General features: G+C 71.3%; 15 protein-coding genes. 11 read left to right on the top strand and 4 right to left on the bottom strand.

Annotation, left to right across the window (positions count from 1 at the left end; all coding sequences use genetic code 11):
* Window positions 1-14 precede the first annotated feature (14 nt).
* Entirely contained in the window at window positions 15-1,238 is a 1,224-nt protein-coding gene (locus tag ACFWN1_RS12275; protein WP_384360318.1) for a trypsin-like serine peptidase, read from the bottom strand.
* A gap of 286 nt (window positions 1,239-1,524) precedes the next feature.
* Here ACFWN1_RS12275 and ACFWN1_RS12270 point away from each other — a divergent pair, with 286 nt between their 5' ends.
* The 4 genes from ACFWN1_RS12270 to ACFWN1_RS12255 all read left to right on the top strand — a co-directional run bounded on the left by ACFWN1_RS12270 (window position 1,525) and on the right by ACFWN1_RS12255 (window position 8,003).
* The gene (locus ACFWN1_RS12270; protein ID WP_384360316.1) at window positions 1,525-2,922 is read left to right on the top strand and encodes a diaminobutyrate--2-oxoglutarate transaminase family protein; all 1,398 of its coding nucleotides are present in this window, start codon (window positions 1,525-1,527) and stop codon (window positions 2,920-2,922) included.
* A gap of 236 nt (window positions 2,923-3,158) precedes the next feature.
* Window positions 3,159-5,078 carry an IucA/IucC family protein gene (locus ACFWN1_RS12265; protein WP_384360314.1) on the top strand — a complete coding sequence of 640 codons (1,920 nt, stop codon included), beginning with the start codon at window positions 3,159-3,161 and terminating at the stop codon, window positions 5,076-5,078.
* 35 nt (window positions 5,079-5,113) lie between these two features.
* Window positions 5,114-5,935, top strand: a complete 822-nt coding sequence (locus ACFWN1_RS12260; RefSeq protein ID WP_384360312.1) for a GNAT family N-acetyltransferase — start codon at window positions 5,114-5,116, stop codon at window positions 5,933-5,935.
* Between the two features lie 70 nt (window positions 5,936-6,005).
* Window positions 6,006-8,003 carry an ATP-dependent DNA helicase gene (locus ACFWN1_RS12255; protein WP_384360310.1) on the top strand — a complete coding sequence of 666 codons (1,998 nt, stop codon included), beginning with the start codon at window positions 6,006-6,008 and terminating at the stop codon, window positions 8,001-8,003.
* 128 nt (window positions 8,004-8,131) lie between these two features.
* Here the strand turns inward: ACFWN1_RS12255 and lexA are convergent, their stop codons facing one another.
* The gene (gene lexA, locus ACFWN1_RS12250; protein WP_384360308.1) at window positions 8,132-8,908 is read right to left on the bottom strand and encodes a transcriptional repressor LexA; all 777 of its coding nucleotides are present in this window, start codon (window positions 8,906-8,908) and stop codon (window positions 8,132-8,134) included.
* 582 nt (window positions 8,909-9,490) lie between these two features.
* On the opposite strand from lexA, the gene nrdR reads away from it, so the two are divergent.
* Window positions 9,491-10,069, top strand: coding sequence for a transcriptional regulator NrdR (gene nrdR / locus ACFWN1_RS12245; protein WP_384360306.1), 579 nt, complete (start codon window positions 9,491-9,493; stop codon window positions 10,067-10,069).
* A gap of 165 nt (window positions 10,070-10,234) precedes the next feature.
* Window positions 10,235-13,135, top strand: coding sequence for a vitamin B12-dependent ribonucleotide reductase (locus tag ACFWN1_RS12240; protein WP_384360304.1), 2,901 nt, complete (start codon window positions 10,235-10,237; stop codon window positions 13,133-13,135).
* Window positions 13,136-13,204: 69 nt separating this feature from the next.
* Here ACFWN1_RS12240 and ACFWN1_RS12235 read toward each other — a convergent pair whose 3' ends face one another.
* Window positions 13,205-13,870: a hypothetical protein gene (locus ACFWN1_RS12235; protein ID WP_384360302.1), complete on the bottom strand. Its 666-nt coding sequence runs from the start codon at window positions 13,868-13,870 to the stop codon at window positions 13,205-13,207.
* Between the two features lie 70 nt (window positions 13,871-13,940).
* Window positions 13,941-14,474, bottom strand: a complete 534-nt coding sequence (locus ACFWN1_RS12230; protein WP_384360300.1) for a TerD family protein — start codon at window positions 14,472-14,474, stop codon at window positions 13,941-13,943.
* A 151-nt stretch (window positions 14,475-14,625) separates the two neighbouring features.
* On the opposite strand from ACFWN1_RS12230, the gene ACFWN1_RS12225 reads away from it, so the two are divergent.
* The 5 genes from ACFWN1_RS12225 to ACFWN1_RS12205 form a co-directional block, all read left to right on the top strand.
* Window positions 14,626-15,231 (top strand): YdbC family protein, encoded by a 606-nt coding sequence (locus tag ACFWN1_RS12225; protein WP_384360298.1) that lies wholly within the window; start codon window positions 14,626-14,628, stop codon window positions 15,229-15,231.
* An 80-nt stretch (window positions 15,232-15,311) separates the two neighbouring features.
* Window positions 15,312-15,971, top strand: coding sequence for a histidine phosphatase family protein (locus tag ACFWN1_RS12220; protein ID WP_384360296.1), 660 nt, complete (start codon window positions 15,312-15,314; stop codon window positions 15,969-15,971).
* Window positions 15,972-15,983: 12 nt separating this feature from the next.
* The gene (locus ACFWN1_RS12215) at window positions 15,984-16,892 is read left to right on the top strand and encodes an ADP-ribosylglycohydrolase family protein (RefSeq protein ID WP_384360294.1); all 909 of its coding nucleotides are present in this window, start codon (window positions 15,984-15,986) and stop codon (window positions 16,890-16,892) included.
* 84 nt (window positions 16,893-16,976) lie between these two features.
* Complete coding sequence (locus ACFWN1_RS12210; RefSeq protein ID WP_384360292.1) at window positions 16,977-17,678, top strand: ribonuclease HII; 702 nt, start codon at window positions 16,977-16,979, stop codon at window positions 17,676-17,678.
* A gap of 68 nt (window positions 17,679-17,746) precedes the next feature.
* On the top strand, window positions 17,747-18,282 hold a 536-nt coding region (locus ACFWN1_RS12205; protein WP_384360290.1), incomplete at its 3' end, for a hypothetical protein.

The following is an 18,282-nucleotide window of genomic DNA, read 5'->3' as shown; positions in this document are numbered from 1 at the left end:
TGCGTGCGCCGTGGCTACCGGCCCGCGAACTTCGCGCTCACCGAGTCGTACACGCCCTTGGCCACCTCGCCGAGCCGGGGACCGGCCAGCCAGCCCGAGGAGGCGGGGCCGATGGAGGTGTTGGAGACCAGCGTGGGCTTGCCGTCCGCACCCTGTTCCACCCAGCCGCCGCCGGAGGAACCGCCGGTCATGGTGCAGCCGATGCGGTACATCGTCGGGTCGGCCTTGGCGATCGACAGCCGTCCCGGCTTGTCCTGGCACTGGTACAGCAGCTGGCCGTTGTACGGCTTGGCCGCCGGGTAGCCGCTCACGGTGACCGTGCTCACCTCGGTAGCGGCGGGAGCGGCGAAGTCCACCGGCAGCGCCCCGCCGACCGTCTCCTCCAGCGACTTGCCCCCGTTGCCCTGCTCCGGCGTCACATGGATCACCGCGAAGTCGTACGAGGCACCGTTGCCGCCCGTCTCACCGCCCCCGTCGATCCACTGCTGGGAGGTCTTGGCGGCGTCCGCCCACCAGACACCGTACGGCGCGACCTGCTCACGGGACGCGCCCTCCATCTCCGAGGAGGACAGGCTCTGGTTGTTGTACGACGGCGCGAAGGCGATGTTGCGGTACCAGCCGCCCTTCTTGCCCGCGTGCACACAGTGGCCGGCCGTCCAGATCAGGTTGGACCTGCCCGGATGCGCCGGGTCCTGGACGACGGTCGCCGAGCAGACCATGGTGCCCTTGGGGGAGTCGAAGAAGACCTTGCCCGAGGTGGCCGCGTTGGTGTGGTACGGCGGGCGGACCGCCTCGGCCCGCACCGGCTGCGGCTCGGGGTCGGTCACACCCTGGTCGCCGGAGAGGTCGCCGGCGCCCACCCGCTTGGCCGGGTCGTCGGCGCCCCGCATCCGGTCCTTGTCCCACAGACCGCTGATGATCGGGTTGATGAAGTCGTTGGCCTCGCGCAGCCAGTCGTCACGGTCCCAGTTCTTCCAGGCGCCGTTCTTCCACTTGTCCATGTCGATGCCATGCTGGCGGAGCTTGTCCTGGAGGTCCTGCGGGACCCGGACCTTCCCCTCCGAACCCTGCGCGGCGGAGGACGGGCTGCCGTCGGCGTTGTCGTCACCGTTTGCGTCGCACGCGGTGGAGGTCAGCGCCAGCGCGGAGGCGAGGGCGACGGCCGCCAGCGCGCGGGAGGTCCTGCGGGGCGTACCTCTTCCTCGGCGAGCGACGGACGACGGCCGTATGGATCGCATGGTGGTGACTCTCCCTGCTGTGACGGAACTTGGCGCTTCGGCCCGGCACCGGTACCCAACTCGGTGTGCGTCGGGCCAGGTTCCCCGGTCTCTCGGGACCGGGACCACACACTATGCGTTCGCTGTACGGGACATCTGACGGAACCGCAACGGTTGCGTCACGGCAAGGATCTTGAGGCAACCCGTAACCAGGCGGCCCGTCGGCGGTTGGTAGCCGTGGGGGACCGCTGCCTGCGCCCGTCCCTGTCGAGCAACTCGCCTCTGGACAGCGGGAGGACAGCGAGCCGTGGCCGTGACCGAGTCGGAGGCCGACAGCACCCACCGGGGAACTCCTGCCGTGCACGAGGGCATTCTCAGGCGCCAGTCGGCGCGCGAGTCCGCCGCGCGTACTTATGCCAGGGCCCTGCCGATCGTGCCCGTGCGGGCGCGTGGCCTCACCATCGAGGGGGCGGACGGCCGCCGTTACCTCGACTGTCTCTCCGGCGCCGGGGCGCTGGCCCTCGGCCACAACCACCCCGTGGTGCTGGAGGCCATCCGCAAGGTTCTCGACTCCGGCGCACCTCTCTCCGTGCTGGACCTGGCGACCCCGGTCAAGGACGCCTTCATCACCGAGCTGTTCCGTACCCTGCCGGCCGGGTTCGCCGGCCGGGCCCGGGTGCAGTTCTGCGGCCCGGCCGGGACCGACGCCGTGGAGGCCGCCCTCAAGCTGGTGCGGACCGCGACGGGTCGCGACGGCATCCTCGCCTTCACCGGTGCCTACCACGGCATGACCGCGGGTGCCCTGGCCGCCTCCGGAGGCGCCCCCGACCTCCAGGTCGGCCGGCTGCCGTACCCGCAGGACTACCGCTGCCCCTTCGGTGTCGGCGGTCCGCGCGGCGCCGAACTCGGCGCCCGCTGGACCGAGTCCGTCCTCGACGACCCCAAGTCGGGCATCGCGCGGCCGGCCGGGATGATCCTCGAACCCGTCCAGGGGGAGGGCGGTGTGATCCCGGCACCGGACGACTGGCTGCGCCGGATGCGGCGGCTGACCGCCGACCGGTCCGTCCCGCTGATCGCGGACGAGGTCCAGACCGGCGTCGGCCGCACCGGTGCCTTCTGGGCCGTCGACCACAGCGGGATCACCCCCGACGTGATGGTCCTGTCCAAGGCCATCGGCGGCAGCCTTCCGCTGGCCGTCATCGTCTACCGCGAGGAACTCGACGTCTGGCCGCCCGGCGCCCACGCGGGCACCTTCCGGGGCAACCAGCTCGCCATGGCCGCGGGCACCGCCACCCTCGCCCACGTCCGCGAGAACGGCCTCGCCGAACGTGCCGCGACCCTCGGTGCCCGCATGCTCGACCAACTCCGCGAGCTTCAGGACGAGTTCGCCTGCGTGGGGGATGTGCGGGGGCGCGGGCTGATGATCGGGGTCGAGCTGGTGAACCCGGCCGGCGGGTCCGTGCCGGAGGCCCGCGCCGCCCAGGACGACGGCTGGGACTCCGCCGCGGCGCCCCACCCCGCCGACCCCGAACTCGCCGCCGCCGTCCAGCGCGGGTGCCTCGACCGGGGGCTGATCGTGGAACTCGGCGGCCGCCACAACAGTGTCGTACGGCTGCTCCCGCCGCTGACCATCAGCGACGAACAGGCGTCGGCCGTCCTGGACCGCCTCGCCGACGCGGTGACCGCCGCGAACCGACGCCTCTAGCCCCGGCCGGGCCGCCCCACCGCCGACGCGCACCATCCCCGCGCTCCGGCGGACAGCGGCGAGCCCGTCCCGGCATCGCCACGCCTCCGCCCGAGCGGCCGGACCACCACCGCCATCCCCGGCTACGCCCGGCGCGGACCGGCACCACCGGCACTCGTCACCTCCCCGCCTCTCGTCCGCCGTGCGGAGCCCCGAACGCGACCGACCCCGCACCCGCATCACCCCGAGGAACCGTCATGAACGCCACCCCCGCACCCGACGGCCGCTCCGAGACCCCGGAGGAACCGGCGGAGCCCGGCAGCCCCTGCGTGCCGCTCGCCGACGCGGTGCCGCACCAGAAGCGGCGCACGCCGAGCGTCGGCCGGGCGGGCGAATCCGACGCCGATCCGCTGGAGGCCCCCGACCCGCACGCCGCTGCCCGGACCGCCGCGGTGGAGAACCTGCTGCGCTGCTGGGTGCGCGAGACCGGCCTCACCGCCCCGGACGCCGGCGTCCTGCACATCCCCCTGCCCGCCAGCGGCACCACCCTGCGCACCCCGGTACGTCACTGGTCCCCGACCGGCTGGCACCGCTTCGGCCCACCCCGGCTCTCCGGCGCCCCCGAGGACGCCCCGACGGTCGACGCCGTCACCCTCGCCGCCCTGCTCACCCGCGAGACCCCCGGCACCGGCCGGCCGGGCACCACCCGGCCCCACGGGACCGCTCCGGCGGACGGCGCCGAACTCGTCGCCCGCGTGGCCGACTCGCAACGTCACACCGCGGCCTTCCTGCGCGACCGCCGCGCCCACCCCGAGGACGGACCGGACCTCTTCCTCAACGCCGAACAGGCCCTGCTCCTCGGCCACCCGCTGCACCCCACCCCGAAGAGCCGCGAGGGGCTCACCGAGACCGAAGCCCGGCAGTACGCGCCGGAGTCCCGCGGCTCCTTCCCCCTGCACTGGCTGGCTGTCGCCCCCGCCCTGCTCGCCGCCGACTCGGCCTGGACCGAACGCGGCCGCACCGTCCCCGCCGACCAGCTCGTCCGGCGACTCGCCGGGACCGCCCTTCCGCTGCCCGACGGCTACGGCGCCCTACCCCTGCACCCCTGGCAGGCCCGCGAGGTACGGCACCGCCCACCGGTCGCCGCCCTGCTGGAATCCGGCCTCCTGCGCGACCTCGGCCCCCTCGGCTCCCCCTGGCACCCCACCTCCTCCGTACGCACCGTCCACCGCTCGGGCTCCCCGGCGATGCTCAAACTGTCGCTCGGTCTGCGCATCACCAACTCCCGCCGGGAGAACCTGCGCAAGGAACTCCACCGGGGCGTCGAGGTGCACCGCCTGCTGCGCGCCGGACTGGCGAAGGAGTGGCAGACCGTCCACCCCGGTTTCGACATCGTCCGCGACCCCGCCTGGCTCGCCGTCGACGACCCGGACGGACTCCCGGTCCCCGGCCTCGACGTGATGATCAGGCACACCCCGTTCACTCCCGCCGAAGACTTCGGCTGCGTCGCCGGACTCGTCTCACCCCGCCCGGTCCCCGGACCGGACTCCGGACTCCTGCGCTCGCGGCTGGCCCAACTCGTCGCACGGCTCGCCGCCCGCACCGGCCGGCCCGTGGGCGCCGTCGCGGCCGAGTGGTTCCTGCGCTATCTCCAACAGGTCGTCCGGCCCGTCCTCTGGCTGGACGGTGAGGCGGGGATCGCCCTGGAGGCGCACCAGCAGAACACGCTGCTCCGTCTCGACCAGGACGGCTGGCCGGCCGGCGGCCGCTACCGCGACAACCAGGGCTACTACTTCCGCGAGTCCCACCGTGCCGAACTCGACGCCCGGCTGCCCGGCATCGGTGAGCGCAGCGACACCTTCGTCTCCGACGAGGTCACCGACGAACGCTTCGCGTACTACCTCGCCATCAACAACGTGTTCGGCCTCATCGGCGCCTTCGGCTCCCAGCGTCTGGCCGACGAACACGTCCTCCTCGCCGCGTTCCGCCGCTTCCTCACCGCCGCCGCATCCGGCCCCGCCGTCCTGCGCGGCTCCCTGCCGGGCAACCTGCTCGACTCACCCGTCCTGCGCTGCAAGGCCAACCTGCTGACCCGGCTGCACGGTCTGGACGAACTAGTCGGACCCGTCGACACCCAGTCGGTCTACGTGACGATCGCCAACCCCCTTCATTCCTGACCCTGTTCCCGTCCGTCCCGCATGATCCGCCCCATATGAGAGGAGCACGCGTGTCCCTCACCGACACCGACACCGACACCGTCGCCGCAGCCCTTCCTGTCCCGTTCGCGCCCGACTGCGAAGACCCGCGAGACAGCGCCGACCCCGGCGCGAGCACGCTCCGCTGGGACAGCGAAGAGACACTGAACCTGCGGTGGCCCACCGCACCCGGCGCACCACGCGTGGAGCTGCCCGGCCAGGGCGCACCGCGAGGGGCCGACCTGCTGGACGGCGTCCACACCTGGGGCCCGACCCCCACTCCTGTGGGCACCTTCGAACTGGTCCCGGTACGCGTCGACTACGATCTCCCCCTCATCCACGGCTGGATGAACGACCCGGCGGTCGCCGCGTTCTGGGAGCTGGCCGGCCCCCGGGACCGGACGGAGCGCCACCTCCGCGCCCAACTCGACGGCGACGGACGCAGCGTGCCCTGCCTCGGCATGCTCGACGGCACCGCGCTGAGCTACTGGGAGATCTACCGGGCGGACCTCGATCCGCTGGCCCGCCGCTACCCGGCGCGCCCGCACGACACGGGTGTCCACCTGCTCATCGGGGGCGCCGCGCACCGAGGACGCGGGCTCGGCCCGGCCCTGCTCTCGGCCGTGGCCGCGCTGATCATGGAACGCCGCCGCGCCTGCACCCGCGTCGTCGCGGAACCTGACGTCCGGAACACCCCCTCGGTGACCGCGTTCCTCAAGGCCGGGTTCCGGTGCTCGGCGGGGGTCGACCTGCCGGGCAAGCGGGCCGCCCTCATGATCCGGGACCGGGACCAGGACCAGGACCGGGATCGGGACCAGGACCGGGACCGAATCCGGTGACCGCGTCCCGCTCCTCCCGCCCCGGTGGCCGGACACGATTGTCAGTGGGGGGCCGTAGGGTGGTCGGGCTATGACGAAGCCCTCACTCCCCGAACTCCTCCATGCCGCCGTCTCCGCCGTCGGCGGCACGGAACGCCCCGGCCAGGTGACCATGGCCGAGGCGGTCGCCGAGGCGATCGACGACACCTCCCATCTGCTGGTCCAGGCCGGTACCGGCACCGGAAAATCGCTCGGTTATCTCGTGCCGGCGCTCGCGCACGGTGAGCGGGTCGTCATCGCCACCGCCACGCTGGCCCTCCAGCGCCAGCTGGTGGAGCGCGACCTGCCGCGCACGGTCGACGCCCTGCACCCGCTGCTGCGGCGCCGGCCGGAGTTCGCCATGCTCAAGGGCCGGTCGAACTACCTGTGCCTGCACCGGCTGCACGAGGGCATGCCGCAGGACGAGGAGGACGGCCTCTTCGACCAGTTCGAGGCGGCCGCGCCCACCAGCAAGCTCGGTCAGGACCTGCTCAGGCTGCGCGACTGGTCCGACGACACGGAGAACGGCGACCGGGACGACCTCACCCCGGGCGTCTCCGACCGCGCCTGGGCTCAGGTGTCGGTGTCGTCGCGCGAGTGCCTCGGCGCCTCGAAGTGCGCCTACGGGGCCGAGTGCTTCGCGGAGATGGCCCGTGAACAGGCCAAGCTCGCGGATGTCGTGGTGACCAACCACGCGCTGCTGGCGATCGATGCCATCGACGGCGCCCCGGTGCTGCCCCAGCACGAGGTGCTGATCGTGGACGAGGCACACGAACTCGTCTCCCGCGTCACCGGCGCCGCCACTGGCGAACTCACCCCCGGCCAGGTCAACCGGGCGGTCCGCCGCTCCGCCAAGCTCGTCAACGAGAAGGCCGCCGACCAGCTCCTCACCGCCGCCGAGGGCTTCGAGCGGCTGATGGAGCTGGCCCTGCCGGGCCGCCTGGAGGAGATCCCGGAAGACCTCGGCTACGCCCTGGCCGCCCTGCGCGACGCCGCCCGCACGGTGATCACCGCACTCGGCTCCACGCGCGACAAGTCCGTCCAGGACGAGGACGCCGTGCGCAAGCAGGCGCTGGCCTCGGTGGAGACGGTGCACACCGTGGCGGAGCGGGTGCTGAACGGCTCGGAGTACGACGTCGTGTGGTACGAGCGCCACGACCGCTTCGGTGCCTCACTGCGGATCGCCCCGATGAAGGTGTCCGGGCTGCTCAGGGAGAAGCTCTTCACCGACCGCAGTGTCGTCCTCACCTCCGCGACCCTGAAGCTCGGGGGTGACTTCAACGGCGTCGGCGCCTCCCTTGGGCTCGCTCCGGAGGGGACCGAGGGCGACGACCTGCCGCAGTGGAAGGGTGTCGACGTCGGCTCGCCCTTCGACTACCGCAAGCAGGGCATCCTCTATATCGCCAAGCACCTCGCCCGCCCCGCGCGGGACGGCGACCGGGGCGACATGCTGGACGAGCTGACCGAGCTGATCCAGGCCGCCGGCGGCCGCACCCTCGGCCTGTTCTCCTCCATGCGGGCCGCGCAGCTCGCGGCGGAGGAGCTGCGGGTGCGCATCCCCGAGTTCCCCATCCTGCTCCAGGGCGAGGAGACGCTGGGTGAGCTGATCAAGAACTTCGCGGCCGACCCCCGCACCTGCCTCTTCGGCACGCTGTCGCTGTGGCAGGGGGTGGACGTACCGGGTCCCAGCTGTCAGCTGGTGGTCATGGACAAGATCCCGTTCCCGCGCCCCGACGACCCGCTGATGAGCGCCCGCCAGAAGGCGGTGGAGGACGAGGGCGGTAACGGCTTCATGGCGGTCGCGGCCACCCACGCGGCACTGCTCATGGCACAGGGCGCCGGCCGGCTGGTCCGGGCCACCGGGGACCGCGGCGTGGTCGCCGTACTGGACCAGCGGCTGGCGACCGCGCGGTACGGGTCGTACCTGAAGGCGTCACTGCCCGACTTCTGGTCCACGACGGACCGCAATCAGGTGCGCAAGTCGCTCGCCGCGATCGACGCGATGGCCAAAGAAGCAGAGGGGGCGGCCGAGGAGGCCGAGGGGGAGTGAGCCGGGGCCGGGCCGGCAGAGCCGACTGCTCCGCGCCGCTGACGGCAATGGCAGGGCCCCGGAACCGGCGCAGGGGTTCCGGGGCCCGGTGTGGGGGGACGGGCCGGGCGGCGCGTCCGGTGCGGGCGTCACACGCGGCGCAGGACCGCGACGACCTTGCCCAGGATGGTGGCGTCGTCGCCGGGGATGGGCTCGTAGGCAGCGTTGTGCGGGAGGAGCCAGACATGGCCGTCCTCGCGCTTGAAGCGCTTGACCGTGGCCTCGCCGTCGAGCATGGCGGCCACGATGTCGCCGTTCTCCGCGACCGGCTGGCGGCGGACCGTGACCCAGTCGCCGTCGCAGATCGCTGCCTCGATCATGGAGTCGCCGACGACCTTGAGGACGAACAGCTCACCGTCGCCGACGAGCTGCCGGGGGAGCGGGAAGACATCCTCGACGGACTCCTCGGCGAGGATCGGGCCACCGGCCGCGATACGGCCGACCAGCGGGACGTACGACGCGGCGGGCTTGCCGGTGGTGTCCGTGGGCTGGACGCTGACCGCCTGGTCGGAGCCGCGCACTTCGTACGCGCGAGGGCGATGCGGGTCGCGGCGCAGGAAGCCCTTGCGCTCCAGCGCCATCAGCTGGTGCGCGACGGATGACGTGCTGGAGAGGCCGACGGCCTGGCCGATCTCCCGCATGGACGGCGGGTAGCCACGACGCTGCACGGAGTCCCGGATGACCTCGATCACCCTCCGCTGGCGGTCGGTGAGCCCCGAGCTGTCCGCCCGGATGCCTGGAGGTCGGCCCGGCAGGGAGCGTTTGTGGGCCTCGGGCCCGGCTTCGTTCAGCGCGTGCACCGACTCCGCCCGGCCCTGGGAGCGGTCCTGGGCGGTGATGGCGGCACTGTCTGCGGTCGTGGTCACGTCGGCCCCTCTCGATGGTCTCCCTGCTGCACAACGGTAGTAGCTTTCGAAAGGTTGCGCCAAACACACGTTCGAGTGAAAAAGTCGCATTTGCCTTACGCGATCAAGTGTCCGGGTGTATGGCTTACGCGACGTCCGGCGGGCAAAAGTGCCCGTTGTTGTACTGTTCACCGCCGAGGCGGACGGCCTCGCGGCTGCCGTCAGTGTGTCATTCGAACCCCGGCCGGTCGTGGTCCGGGTCCGCGCGCGGTGTGCTCCCGCCGGAAGGCCGCGGGGGCTCCGCGCGGTGTTCACGGTATCCCCGCGGGGTCGCCCGGCCGTGCGGGACGCCTGTGCGTGTCGCCCCCGGTGGGCACCTGACCGCTCCTGGCTCCCCCTTGCGCGGCGACACGCGTGTTTGCCTCGGCATCGGACCGCATCCCCACATCTAGTGGTTGGATGGCTACAGAGGCCCACAAGTTGTGGTTGATCATGGGCCCCGGGTCTTCAGGGCCTCCGCGATCGCCTATGCTGGGGGCTGCTTCGTGGGGCTGTTGAGGCCTGGCGGGGTAACCGAGTCTGCTGTGAGGAGGGTTGGAGATCATGCACTGCCCCTTCTGCAGGCATCCCGACAGCCGTGTGGTCGACAGCCGTACGACCGACGACGGCACGTCGATCCGCCGGCGCCGCCAGTGCCCGGACTGCTCCCGTCGTTTCACGACCGTGGAGACGTGTTCGCTCATGGTGGTGAAGCGGTCCGGGGTCACCGAGCCGTTCAGCCGCACCAAGGTCATCAACGGTGTGCGCAAGGCGTGCCAGGGGCGTCCCGTGACCGAGGACGCGCTCGCCCAGCTCGGCCAGCGGGTCGAGGAGGCGGTGCGGGCCACCGGGAGCGCCGAGCTGACCACCCACGACGTGGGGCTGGCCATACTCGGCCCGTTGCAGGAGCTCGATCTCGTCGCCTATCTGCGGTTCGCCTCGGTCTACCGGGCGTTCGACTCGCTGGAGGACTTCGAGGCCGCCATCTCCGAACTGCGTGAAGCGACGCCGGACCCAGCCGCGGACGACAAGGGCGGCAAGGGCGACAACGGCGTCGAGGGCGCTGTCGCGGGGAGCAAGGAAGACCAGGGCGGGCCTGGGCGGACCACGCAGGTCCCCGTGCCCGCACGCGCCGCCGACTGACCGACGAGCTGGACCTGGGGCGATGCCCCGGGCCGGCCGGCGGGCGGCGAATTCAAAGACCTGTCGCGGGTCGCCGCTGAAGGTGCCCGCGACACCAGACAGAACATCGTGCCCTGGGAACAGCGGGGCATTTCGGGGCGTTTTCGCCCGTACATGGGAGGCGGCATGACAGAGACGGCGAGCGGTCCGGCACGAGGTTCCCGCGCCAAGGGCACCAAGGCCGGCAAGGGGCTGCGCGTCGAGCGCGTCCACACCACCCCCGGAGTGCACCCGTACGACGAGGTTGCGTGGGAGCCCCGTGACGTCGTCATGACCAACTGGCGCGACGGCTCGATCAACTTCGAGCAGCGTGGCGTCGAGTTCCCCGACTTCTGGTCGGTGAACGCGGTCAACATCGTCACCAGCAAGTACTTCCGGGGTGCCGTGGGCACCCCGCAGCGCGAGACCGGGCTCAGGCAGCTCATCGACCGCATCGTGAAGACGTACCGCAAGGCCGGCGAGGACCACTCCTACTTCGCCTCGCCCGCCGACGCCGAGATCTTCGAGCACGAGCTGGCCTACGCCCTGCTGCACCAGATCTTCAGCTTCAACAGCCCGGTCTGGTTCAACGTGGGCACGCCGCAGCCCCAGCAGGTCTCCGCCTGCTTCATCCTGTCCGTCGACGACTCCATGGAGTCGATCCTCGACTGGTACAAGGAAGAGGGCATGATCTTCAAGGGCGGTTCGGGCGCCGGTCTGAACCTGTCCCGCATCCGCTCCTCCAAGGAACTGCTGTCCTCCGGCGGCAACGCCTCCGGTCCCGTCTCCTTCATGCGGGGCGCCGACGCCTCCGCCGGAACCATCAAGTCCGGTGGCGCCACCCGCCGCGCGGCCAAGATGGTCGTCCTCGACGTCGACCACCCCGACATCGAGGACTTCATCCAGACGAAGGTCAGCGAGGAGGAGAAGATCCGCGTCCTGCGCGACGCGGGCTTCGACATGGACCTGGGTGGCGACGACATCGCCTCCGTCCAGTACCAGAACGCCAACAACTCGGTCCGCGTGAACGACGAGTTCATGCGCGCGGTCGAGAAGGGCACCGGCTTCGGCCTGCGGGCCCGGATGACCGGTGAGGTCATCGAGGAGGTCGACGCCAAGGCGCTCTTCCGCAAGATCGCCGAGGCCGCCTGGGCCTGTGCCGACCCGGGCATCCAGTACGACGACATGATCAACAGCTGGCACACCTGCCCCGAGTCCGGCCGGATCACCGCGTCGAACCCGTGCAGCGAGTACATGCACCTGGACAACACGTCCTGCAACCTCGCCTCGCTGAACCTGATGAAGTTCCTGAAGGACGACGGCAAGGGCAACCAGTCCTTCGAGACCGAGCGCTTCCAGAAGCTCGTCGAGCTGGTCATCACCGCGATGGACATCTCGATCTGCTTCGCGGACTTCCCGACCCAGAAGATCGGCGAGAACACCCGCGCCTTCCGCCAGCTCGGCATCGGCTACGCCAACCTCGGCGCCCTGCTGATGGCCACCGGCCACGCGTACGACTCCGACGGCGGTCGCGCCCTCGCCGGTGCCATCACCTCCCTGATGACCGGCACGGCCTACCGCCGCTCCGCCGAACTGGCCGCGATCGTCGGCCCGTACGACGGTTACGCCCGCAACGCCGACGCCCACCAGCGCGTCATGAAGCAGCACGCCGACGCCAATGCCGTGTCCGTCCACATGGACGACCTGGACAACCCGGTCTGGGCCGCCGCCACCGAGGCGTGGCAGGACGTGGTGCGCCTGGGCGAGAAGAACGGTTTCCGTAACTCTCAGGCGTCCGTGCTCGCCCCGACCGGCACCATCGGTCTGGCGATGTCCTGCGACACCACCGGTGTCGAGCCGGACCTCGCGCTGGTGAAGTTCAAGAAGCTCGTCGGCGGCGGCTCGATGCAGATCGTCAACGGCACCGTGCCGCAGGCCCTGCGCCGCCTGGGCTACCAGGAGGAGCAGATCGAGGCGGTCGTCGCCCACATCGCCGAGAACGGCAATGTCATCGACGCCCCCGGTCTCAAGCCCGAGCACTACGAGGTGTTCGACTGCGCCATGGGCGAGCGGGCCATCTCCCCGATGGGCCATGTGCGCATGATGGCCGCGATCCAGCCGTGGATCTCCGGCGCCATCTCCAAGACGGTCAACATGCCGGAGACGGCGACCGTCGAGGAGGTCGAGGAGATCTACTACGAGGCGTGGAAGCTGGGCGTCAAGGCGCTCGCCATCTACCGCGACAACTGCAAGGTCGGCCAGCCGCTCTCCGCCAAGACGAAGGAGAAGGAGAAGGCCGAGGTCACCGAGAAGACCGAGGCGACGATCCGCGAGGCCGTCGAGAAGGTCGTCGAGTACCGCCCGGTCCGCCGGCGTCTGCCCAAGGGCCGTCCGGGCATCACCACGTCCTTCACGGTCGGTGGCGCCGAGGGCTACATGACCGCCAACTCCTACCCGGACGACGGTCTCGGCGAGGTCTTCCTGAAGATGTCCAAGCAGGGCTCGACGCTCGCGGGCATGATGGACGCCTTCTCCATCGCGGTGTCGGTGGGCCTCCAGTACGGCGTGCCGCTGGAGACCTACGTCTCGAAGTTCACCAACATGCGCTTCGAGCCGGCCGGTATGACCGACGACCCGGACGTGCGGATGGCGCAGTCGATCGTCGACTACATCTTCCGCCGCCTGGCGCTGGACTTCCTGCCCTTCGAGACCCGCTCCGCGCTCGGCATCCACTCCGCCGAGGAGCGCCAGCGTCACCTGGAGACCGGTTCGTACGAGCAGTCCCTCGAAGAGGCCGAGGTGGACGTCGAAGGTCTGGCCCAGTCCGCTCCGCGGCTCACCGAGCTGACGGCCGTCGCCACGCCGAAGGCCGAGCCGGAGGCCGCCAGGCCGGCCCCGAGGCAGGCCCACACCAGCGCCGAGCTGGTGGAGATGCAGCTGGGCATCCAGGCCGACGCCCCGCTCTGCTTCTCCTGCGGCACCAAGATGCAGCGCGCCGGCTCCTGCTACATCTGCGAGGGCTGCGGCTCGACCAGCGGTTGCAGCTGATCAGCGGCTGAGCCCGTGACGCGGGCCCGGTGAAGGGGCGTCGGCCATGGGGCCGGCGCCCTTTCGCGCTCACGGGTGCACGGGGTGGCCGAGGGTGCGGACGGCCTTGGCTATGGCCGGGAAGTCCGCCGTGGGGGACAGGGCCGCGGTGAGGGCGGGGGTCAGGGCGGCTCCGGCCAGGACGGCGCGGACGGCCTCGGTGTCGACGGGGCGCTCCCAGTAGTCTTCGGCGAACTCGGCGTAGGCATCCGGGCTGCCCTCGGCCAGGAGGCCGAAGAGCCAGTCGGCGCCGTCCGACTCGTCGGGGGCGAACCGGACCGGGCCGCACTGCCAGGTGTTCGCACCCGTCTCGTGCCAGGCGCAGACCGTGGCGTCGAAGAAGCCGTCGAACTGCCATTCCGGCATGGTCGTGTAGGGGGCGAGCGAGGCGGGGAGGCCGTCGAGCAGGCCGGGCCAGTGGGCTCGTGGCTCCTCCCGCCAGGGGGTGGCGTCGCATTCGTGGTCGAAACCGTGGAGGAGGACGCCGGCCGGGTCGAACACGATGCCCCACTGGTCCCCGGAGCCGTTCTCCATCCAGGCCAGGTCGACCCCGTCCCGCCAGCCGGACTGGTAGCCGGGCAGGGGCGCCACGGGGTCGAGGACGGTGTCCAGCACCGCGAAGGCGCGGCAACGCGCCGCCAGCACGGCGGGGTCGGGCAGCAGGGGCAGCAGGTCGTGCACGGTCATAACGGTCATGACGGTCATTCAACAGGCCACCACTGACAACGCCCCGGCCGCGCACACACCGGCCGGGGCGTCGAGACGCTCAAGTACGACGTTTGGAGCCCATGACCCGGGTAAAGGTCGACGGGTCCTCGTCGAAGCCATGGAGGCCCGGCTGGAAGGTCCATTCGCCGGAGGCGTCGCGGGTGAACTCGGCGACGACGGCTGCCGTGGCGTCCTGGGCGGTGGTGAAGTCGGCCTCGAAAAGGGCTGTGTAGCCCACCGCGACGCGAACCGCCGGGTTCAGGACCGAGGCGAACGTGGTGCGCGTCTGGCTCTGCTGGATGACGACGCCGACCACCACGCGCGCGTAGCGGGCGTCAAGGCGGCCGAGTTCGAGTTTCATGACCTCGTCCCAGCCGAAACCCCTGCCGTCGGGGCTGTCCCGGTTGAGGAAGATCGTGCCGTCCGGCGAACGGCTGTCGAAGTGCACCAGATAGGCCGGTTCCCCGTGAGCGGCGTCCGCCGTGAACGTCGCGGCGACGACATCCAGGTCGGAGGGCGGCCGGCCCGCCGGACTGGGGTCCCACTTGAGCGCGACCTCGACCTCTCGGATTCCCTTGCTGAACCCGGTCACCAGGCTTCCCCTTCCCCCTGTACCGCCGTCATTCCCAACTCCCTTGCCGTCAGGACTTCTTGCCCATCGTGTCACGCGAACGGCGCGGGTGCGCGGGTGATCTCCGCCAGAGCGTGACCGGCGCCACGCCTGCCGGCCTTACGATGGCGCGGTGCTGGTCAAGTGGATGCGCTGCACGGTGGTCGACCGCCGCGGCTTCGAGCGCGGGCAGCGAAAATGGGCGGGGCTTCCGGGGGAGCCGGGTTTTCGGGGACAGGGCGGAGGGTGGAGCCGGCAGCGACCGGGCGTGGCGCACACCTTCACCTTCTGGGAGAGCAGGGCGTTCTACGACTCCTTCATGGCCCGCTCGCACGACCGGCTGGCCGCGTCCCAGTCCGGCACGTTCAAGGACGCCCAGGTCAAGCTGTTCGAGTACCGCTTCGACGTGAAGACCGGATTCGAGCCCCGGTTCACCGACGCCGACCTGGTCCGGGTGGCCCTGTGCCGGGTCCACGAGGAGCGCGTCGAGCACTTCACGCTGATGCAGGAGAAGGTCTGGAACCCGGCGATGGCGGGCTCGCCCGGCATGATCCGGGGCATGTTCGGCGAGGCGGCCGAGCACGACTTCCTGGTGCTGTCGATGTGGCGCTCGGCGGCCGAGCACGGAAAGTACCGCACCGAACGCGTGGAGCGGCTGGCTCTGCGCGCCCAGACCGAGACGGACATAGCCTCCCTCACCGGTGACATCGTGGAACTGGAGCCCTCCTGGACGGTGTGAGGTGCCCGGGGATGTGACCTACGCCGTATGAAGGCCCGGCGAGTGCCCGGTCCCGCTCCGCTCCCCTTAGGGTTTCCGACATGGCACGACCACGGCGCATCGTCCTTGTCCGGCACGGAGAGTCAGTGGGCAACGTCGATGACTCCGTGTACGAGCGTGAGCCCGACCACGCCCTCGCCCTCACCGACCGTGGCCGGGAGCAGGCGGAGGAGACCGGCGAGCAACTGCGGGCGATCTTCGGCGACGAACGCGTGAGCGTCTACGTCTCCCCGTACCGCCGCACCCACGAGACCCTGGACACCTTCCGCCTCGACCCGGACTTCATACGTGTGCGCGAGGAGCCCCGGCTGCGCGAGCAGGACTGGGGCAACTGGCAGGAACGCGATGACGTACGGCTGCAGAAGGCGTACCGGGACGCGTACGGGCACTTCTTCTTCCGGTTTCCGCAAGGGGAGTCCGGCGCCGACGTTTACGACCGGGTCGGCGGCTTCCTGGAGAGCCTGTTCCGCAGCTTCGAGGAACCCGACCACCCGCCGAACGTCCTCCTGGTGACGCACGGACTGGCCATGCGGCTGTTCTGCATGCGGTGGTTCCACTGGACGGTGGCCGAGTTCGAGTCCCTGTCGAATCCGGGGAACGCGGAGGTGCGCATGCTCGTTCTCGGGGAGGACGGCAGGTACGCCCTGGACAAGCCCTTCGAGCGCTGGCGGGAGCCGGTCCCGCACTGGATCGACCGATAGGCTGACGGGAAGATGATCCCTGAATCCTCCTCTCCCTCCGGGCGCCTGGAGCGCGCCCTGACCAGCCTGCGCGGCCTCGCGGTGGGTGACGCGCTCGGCTCCCAGTTCTTCGTCCCCGCCAACCACCCGCTGCTCAAGCGCCGTGAGCTGCCCGCCGGGCGCTGGCAGTGGACCGACGACACGGAGATGGCCTGCTCCGTCGTCTCGGTCCTCGCCGCCCACCAGATGGTCCACCAGGACGAACTGGCCCGGTCCTTCGCCGAGCACCACGACTTCGACCGGGGCTACGGCCCCGCCGTGAACCGCCTGCTCCGGCTCGTCCGTGAGGGCGCCGACTGGCGCGAACTGGCCGCCCGGCTCTTCGACGGCCGGGGCTCCTGGGGCAACGGCGCGGCGATGCGTATCGCCCCCCTGGGCGCCTGGTACGCGGACGACCCCGAGCAGGCGACGCACCAGGCCGAGATCTCCGCCTGCACCACCCATCAGCACCGTGAAGCGGTGGCCGGGGCCATGGCCGTGGCAGCTGCCGCCGCCCTGGCCGCCGCTCCGGACGGCCCCCCGGCTCCTGAGGACCTGCTGGACAGTGTGATCACCCTGGTCCCCAGGAGCGCAGTGGGCGCCGGCCTGCGCCGCGCGCGGGACATGCTCGACTACGGGGACGCGGCGACCGTCGCGGCGGTCCTCGGCTGCGGGCGCCGGACCAGCGCGCACGACACCGTCCCGTTCGCCCTGTGGTCGGCCGCGCGATCCCTCGGCGACTTCGAGCACGCCTTCTGGACGACCGCCCAGGTGGGCGGCGACGTGGACACGACCTGCGCGATCGTGGGCGGTGTCCTGGCGTCCGGTCGCGCCGGAGCACCACCCGCGGCCTGGGTGGAGCGGACCGAGCCCCTGCCGGACTGGGTGCCGGCCCGCGTGTGAGACGCGGCGTGCCGCTGTGATGTTTCCGGCTGAGAGGGGCCGGGGTGTCGGGGCGGCTGAGGGGCGGCGTACTCTGATTGCGCCATGCCGTACGAACCACCCACTCATACCGTCGAGCGCTCCCTCCGCGCCACGACCGGGGCGAAGGTCATCGCCGGCGTCGACGAAGTGGGGCGGGGTGCCTGGGCCGGACCCGTCACCGTCTGCGCGGCGGTCACCGGACTGCGCCGCCCGCCCGAGGGCTTGACCGACTCCAAACTGCTGACGGTCAGGCGGCGCGCGGCACTGGACGGGATACTGCGGTCGTGGGTGACGGCCTTCGCCCTCGGTCACGCCTCTCCGGAGGAGATCGACGACCTGGGCATGACCGCCGCGCTGCGGCTGGCCGCCGTCCGCGCCCTGGAAGCCCTGCCGGTCCGGCCCGAGGCCGTCATACTCGACGGCAAGCACGACTATCTCGGCGCTCCCTGGCAGGTGCGCACAGTGATCAAGGGCGACCAGTCCTGCGTGGCAGTGGCGGCCGCCTCGGTGATCGCCAAGGTGTACCGCGACAAAATGATGGCCGAACTCGGTTCCGGCCATGCAGACTTCGCCTTCGCGGACAACGCTGGGTATCCCTCGCCCGTGCACAAGGCCGCACTGGAGGAGCGGGGCCCCACCCCGTACCACCGTCTGTCGTGGGCGTATCTTGATGCGCTGCCCCGGTGGCGGCATCTCAAGAAGGTCCGCGGCCTCGCGGACGGCGGCGTTCCGGTGATCGAGGGCCAGCTCGGCTTCGATTTCTGACGCTTCCGCCCGCACCGATGCGCCACCCGGCCATCGGCTTCGTACTCACGTTTGATAAGAATCCACTCATGCCTCTCCTTCCCGAGGAGCCTCAGATTCACGAGAGCGCCCAGGGTCCTGTCGCGACTCCGGCCAGCAGCCGCGTCGTACCGACCCCTCGTCCCGTACCCGGCCCCCGCCCCGCGGCTCCGGCCCGCCCTGGTCGTCCCGGCCCCCCGCGGCCCGCTCCGCCGGTGCAGCGCGCGCCGCGCGACGTGGCTCCGGCCAAGCCGGGCCCGTCCGGCCCGGCCGCTCCCGCCGCTCCCGCGGCAGGCCCCCAGATCCAGCTGATCCCGGCCTCGCCCGAGGGCGCGCTCGACGCCGCCGAGGAGGCGCTGGACCTGCTGCTGGACACCGGCCGTGCCCCCGGCGAGGTGCTGGTGCTCACCACGGGTGCCCGGCACCCGTGGGCCGAGCACGAGCTGTCCTTCGGCGAAGCGTCCTACTGGGCGCAGTACGACGCCGGTGACGACGTCTTCTACGCCGACGGCGCCATGGCCGCCCGTGCGGCCGCCGTCTACCAGGTGAGCGGCATGAGCTGCGGCCACTGCGAGGGCTCCGTCTC

Source organism: Streptomyces sp. NPDC058459 (assembly GCF_042721685.1).
In the GTDB taxonomy this organism is placed as follows: domain Bacteria; phylum Actinomycetota; class Actinomycetes; order Streptomycetales; family Streptomycetaceae; genus Streptomyces.
This window is presented reverse-complemented; position numbering and strand designations above follow the sequence as displayed.

Excerpts from the sequence above, each read along its gene's own strand:
- ACFWN1_RS12275 (WP_384360318.1), bottom strand. The coding sequence starts at position 1,238 with ATGCGATCCATACGGCCGTCGTCCGTCGCTCGCCGAGGAAGAGGTACG.
- ACFWN1_RS12265 (WP_384360314.1), top strand. The coding sequence starts at position 3,159 with ATGAACGCCACCCCCGCACCCGACGGCCGCTCCGAGACCCCGGAGGAA.
- ACFWN1_RS12260 (WP_384360312.1), top strand. The coding sequence starts at position 5,114 with ATGAGAGGAGCACGCGTGTCCCTCACCGACACCGACACCGACACCGTC.
- ACFWN1_RS12255 (WP_384360310.1), top strand. The coding sequence starts at position 6,006 with ATGACGAAGCCCTCACTCCCCGAACTCCTCCATGCCGCCGTCTCCGCC.
- nrdR (WP_384360306.1), top strand. The coding sequence starts at position 9,491 with ATGCACTGCCCCTTCTGCAGGCATCCCGACAGCCGTGTGGTCGACAGC.
- ACFWN1_RS12240 (WP_384360304.1), top strand. The coding sequence starts at position 10,235 with ATGACAGAGACGGCGAGCGGTCCGGCACGAGGTTCCCGCGCCAAGGGC.
- ACFWN1_RS12235 (WP_384360302.1), bottom strand. The coding sequence starts at position 13,870 with ATGACCGTTATGACCGTGCACGACCTGCTGCCCCTGCTGCCCGACCCC.
- ACFWN1_RS12220 (WP_384360296.1), top strand. The coding sequence starts at position 15,312 with ATGGCACGACCACGGCGCATCGTCCTTGTCCGGCACGGAGAGTCAGTG.
- ACFWN1_RS12215 (WP_384360294.1), top strand. The coding sequence starts at position 15,984 with ATGATCCCTGAATCCTCCTCTCCCTCCGGGCGCCTGGAGCGCGCCCTG.
- ACFWN1_RS12210 (WP_384360292.1), top strand. The coding sequence starts at position 16,977 with ATGCCGTACGAACCACCCACTCATACCGTCGAGCGCTCCCTCCGCGCC.